General features: G+C 33.3%; 6 protein-coding genes. 5 read left to right on the plus strand and 1 reads right to left on the minus strand.

Annotation, left to right across the window (positions count from 1 at the left end; translation table 11 throughout):
* Together AC1DTM_RS18950 and AC1DTM_RS18955 are read left to right on the plus strand one after the other, a co-directional pair.
* Nucleotides 1–824, plus strand: an 824-nt coding sequence (locus AC1DTM_RS18950) for an MFS transporter (RefSeq protein ID WP_477000651.1), incomplete at its 5' end; no start/stop codon positions are given.
* A 41-nt stretch (nucleotides 825–865) separates the two neighbouring features.
* Complete coding sequence (locus AC1DTM_RS18955) at nucleotides 866–1,345, plus strand: DinB family protein (RefSeq protein WP_016105055.1); 480 nt, start codon at nucleotides 866–868, stop codon at nucleotides 1,343–1,345.
* A gap of 197 nt (nucleotides 1,346–1,542) precedes the next feature.
* Here AC1DTM_RS18955 and AC1DTM_RS18960 read toward each other — a convergent pair whose 3' ends face one another.
* The gene (locus AC1DTM_RS18960) at nucleotides 1,543–2,136 is read right to left on the minus strand and encodes a hypothetical protein (RefSeq protein WP_477000652.1); all 594 of its coding nucleotides are present in this window, start codon (nucleotides 2,134–2,136) and stop codon (nucleotides 1,543–1,545) included.
* 222 nt (nucleotides 2,137–2,358) lie between these two features.
* On the opposite strand from AC1DTM_RS18960, the gene AC1DTM_RS18965 reads away from it, so the two are divergent.
* The 3 genes from AC1DTM_RS18965 to AC1DTM_RS18975 form a co-directional block, all read left to right on the plus strand.
* Nucleotides 2,359–2,991 (plus strand): DUF4085 family protein, encoded by a 633-nt coding sequence (locus AC1DTM_RS18965; protein ID WP_016105054.1) that lies wholly within the window; start codon nucleotides 2,359–2,361, stop codon nucleotides 2,989–2,991.
* 86 nt (nucleotides 2,992–3,077) lie between these two features.
* On the plus strand, nucleotides 3,078–3,479 hold the full coding sequence (locus AC1DTM_RS18970) for an Rrf2 family transcriptional regulator (protein ID WP_016105053.1): 402 nt from the start codon (nucleotides 3,078–3,080) through the stop codon (nucleotides 3,477–3,479).
* Nucleotides 3,480–3,566: 87 nt separating this feature from the next.
* The coding region (locus AC1DTM_RS18975) for an NAD(P)/FAD-dependent oxidoreductase (RefSeq protein ID WP_477000653.1) at nucleotides 3,567–4,297 on the plus strand (731 nt) is incomplete at its 3' end.

Raw genomic sequence — 4,297 nt, forward strand, 5'->3', positions numbered from 1 at the left:
CAGTAGGATGGTTTCCAGAAAAAAGAGGAACTGCAATGGGGCTGTTATTAAGCGGTGCTGGCATAGGCATGCTATTTAGTGGAATAATTGTTCCTTATATAGTACGTACATTTCCAGAGTATAGTTGGCGTGGTTCATGGCTTTTGTTTGGCGTTATTACATGTATTGTTGTATTCGTTTCCTCAATTGTTTTGAAAAATCCAGAAGTTACTGAAGATGAGGGGGAAAGGAATAATAAGTCGTTTTTATGGAAAACGAAAGAGCTATACATCATTGCATGGATGTATTTTATTGTTGGAGTTGTTTATTTAATTCCAAATTTATATCAAACTAGTTTTATGATTGATAATGGTATTTCGGCATCAATTTCGGGAACTGTTTATGCGATTGCAGGTATGTTTTCAATCGTAGGAGCTCCTGTCTGGGGATTGATTTCGGATCGGATTGGTATAAAGAAGACGTTATGTATTGCACTTTTATTAGCTGTAATAGGTGATATGATTCCAATTATATTTGGACATATCATTGGCTTTATCATGTCGGCAATTATTTGGGGTTCCAGCCTCGGAGGTATCCTTTTATTAATTCAAGTTGCTGCTTCAAAGCAAGTATCTCCGAAATATGTCTCAATGGCAATTAGTTTTATATCCGTTTTCTATGCAGTTGGTCAAATGATTGGACCAGGACTTGCAGGATGGATTATCGGGGAAAGTGGTTATACAACAGCTTATGGATTAGGTGCTTTCGGTTTCTTTATGTGCATATGTTTGGGATTGAGGCTAAAAAGAGGGGATTTTGCAAACTCAGCGTATATAGAGAAGTGAGTATTGTCTTGAAATGAATCTTTTTAACGGGGGGAAGTAAAATGTTCCATGTTAAAGATGTTTTAGCAGATCAGTTATTAGCAAATGCGAATGATCCTAGTTGGTATATTCCGTTTTCAGATGCAGTTAAGGATTTATCTGAGAGAGAAGCTTTCTGGAAACCGAATGAAGAGAGTAATAGTATAGCTGAAATTGTACAACATTTACTGTATTGGAACTCGACGTGGCAAACAAGGTATAAAGAATCAAATGTTAATGCCGTGCCCGCTATTGGTGATAATAACAAAAGTTTTATGCTTTCAGATAATCAAACATTTGAAGAGTTAAGAGAAAAACTATTAGAGAAACTGTTACAATGGCAAAGTCTCATAAATGAAGACAAGGTTGAAAGTGATGTAATTGGATTTCCTGTATCTGCGAAGTGGTGGGAAGTATTAGCTAATGTAACGACTCATAACGCGTATCACATTGGTCAAATTATTTACATTCGGAAATTACAGAAGAGTTTTGATGATGAATAAGATAATAATTCTCTAATTTTATTTGAAGCAAATTATGAAGCATTATTGCAGGCGGTAGGACATGCTGTGCATGCTTGAAGGTAGAAAGACCAGTCTAAAATGACTGGTCTTTCTACTATTTAATAATATTTAAGTAGTAATATGTGTGAAACTATATAAAAATGTAGTTTCACCTATTCAATTAAAATGCCCTGTTGCTATTTGATTTCAATTGCTGAAGTAATATCGTTCCAATCCGCAGCTAAATTAGCAGTTTGACCATACCAATCAGAGTGTCTAAAGGAGACACCTTTTCCATATCCTTGAGTTGAAGAATGTTCCCATAGCGTTGTTGAATAACTTGCAGAAGGTGAAGCTGTACTTACAGAAGAAATTCTGTCGTTCCAGCTAGAAGGTAGGTTTTTAAAGCCACTGCTCCAATAAATATACTGTCCACCTTTATTTTGATGCTCATAAAAATCGGTACTACCAKCACCACTACCTAAAGGGTTAATTTGATTTTTAAGTGCCTTTTTATCCTTTTCAATAAAAGCATTCAATGTTTCTCTGCTAGTAAAGCCATAAGCTAACCAATCTCCATTTTCATTTTGCTTAGGTAGTACCATAGTAATTTGGATGTCTTTTTTTGATTGATCGCTTAGTTTTGTGAATGAATTAACATTCTTTTCATCAACTTTTAAATAATCAAATGATTTAATTGTATTATCTTTTTCTGCAGCACTTACTACACCTAATCCTCCAGTTAATGCAAAACCTGCTACTAATGTCCCTGCTACTAATTTCTTCAACATATAACCATCCCTTTTTTTGTTTAGATTTTTGTACAGGAAAATCTTGTACTAGTAAAATGTAATCTAGTTTTATAATTTTGTAAATATTCTGAAGTTTTAGAAATAATAGGCGGAATATTTGCAGTTTTACATTTTTTCTTTAGAAAAAATGGTTATTGGAATGATATAATAAATAAATATATTGCTTTTCTTGGATGTTAAAATATTTTAGGAGAGATGTCATTGAAATATTTCACAAGAGATTGGTATAAAGAAATGCAAATTTCAGGATTTGTAAAATTCATAGAGTCGATAGAAGAATGGGAAGAGATGGAGAAAGAGTATAAACAAAGTTTGAAAGAAGAGGTGGAAGAAAGGAAAGAAGAATTATTAAAGTTTCTTCCTGAGTCACTGCATCCGTATATTCATAACAACACAATTAATTCAGAATGTCCGCCCGATAAATTAAAGAAATTTTTGCTGGAGTGGAACGAGGATTACGAGAAAAGAATAACTCATTTAGATCAATCCTATATAGAACACTTTAATTTTATTAAGAAAAATCTTCCGTCAAATGTCATTCAACTTCATGAGTTCTCTCTACATGATAGTGATGTTCTCTCAACAGAGAGAACATCAAAAGATACACTAACTATATTTTTGGATTGTAGTGGTACTTTTAGTGATTTCGATAAACTTCAAGTAACTTTTACAGGTGTGACGAAATGTTCTATGCCGGAGAATTTTGAAGGTGCTTGGTGGCTTTATCATGAAATAGAGCTTACTGAAGATGGTTTTGAATTGGGTGTTTTATTTGATTGTCCATTTAAAGAGGTGATAATTTGTGCAGAGGATGTACAAATCGAAAAGGGATAACCCTGTATGGTGCATCACAAATGTTTGACACGATAAAAAAATAAAGTTATTGTAGATACACGAAGTCTACAATAGGAGTCTACAATATRAAATATTCTAAAGCTACAAATTATGCTCTTCATACAATGCTTTTTCTTGCAAAGGCTACACCAAATAAACTCGTTAGTGTTCATCAATTAGCAGAAATGCAAAAAGTTTCACCTACGTACTTGTCAAAAATATTAACAAAGTTGACTAAGGAAGGCATGATTCATTCATCCTCAGGACCTAAAGGTGGTTATTCACTTAGCAGTAATTGGGAAGATATCTCTTTTTTAGATATTATACATGCTATTGAAGGGAAAACATCATTATTTGAATGTTGTTTGCATCATGAACCTGGATGTGTAATAAATGAAGTAATGCTTGAAGCAGAGGGGAAAATGGAAGAAGAGCTAAGAAATCAAAAAATAGCAGATCTTCCGAAGAAAATAACGGTGGATTTTTGATCTGCTTTTATTTTTTAAAGATATTAAAGATAATAGAGCTCTTTAATACCTTTAATATAAATGTTAATTATTGGAGGGTTTTTATTTATGAAATTTATTGATTGTGCTGTTATAGGTGCTGGTCCAKCAGGGCTTAATGCAAGTTTAGTTTTAGGGAGAGCTCGTAAACAAATAGCGTTATTTGATAATAAAACGAATAGGAATCGTGTAACGCAAAAGTCTCACGGATTTATTACACGTGACGGGATTAAACCAGAAGAGTTTAAGGAATTAGGATTAAATGATTTGAAGAAGTATTCATCGATTCATTATTATGAAAAAACAGTTTTAACGATAACGAAGCAATCCACTGGTTTATTTGAGATTGTGACATCGGATCATACAAAATATTTGGCGGAAAGAGTTTTATTAGCAACGGGTATACAGGAAGAATTTCCATCCATTCCTGAAGTACGGGAATTCTATGGAAAAAGTTTATTTAGTTGTCCGTATTGTGATGGATGGGAATTAAAAGACCAACCTCTTATTATTATTTCTGAAAACGAAGATTATACGTTGCATATGACAAAATTAGTTTATAACTGGTCTACGGATTTAGTAATCGCAACAAATGGTAATGAGTTAAGTAAGCCTTTCATGGATGAACTGTGTAATAAAAATATAAGAGTTATTACAGAGCCTATTCGTTCACTACAAGGTGAAGAGGGTTATTTAAAGCGAGTAGAGTTTCATTCAGGTTTGCACATTGAAAGAGCCGGTGGATTTATAGTACCTACTTTTTTTAGGCCTAATCAATTTTTAGAACAACTTGGTTGTGA

Source organism: Bacillus sp. P4_D3 (assembly GCF_056401855.1).

Excerpts from the sequence above, each read along its gene's own strand:
- AC1DTM_RS18955 (WP_016105055.1), top strand. The coding sequence starts at position 866 with ATGTTCCATGTTAAAGATGTTTTAGCAGATCAGTTATTAGCAAATGCG.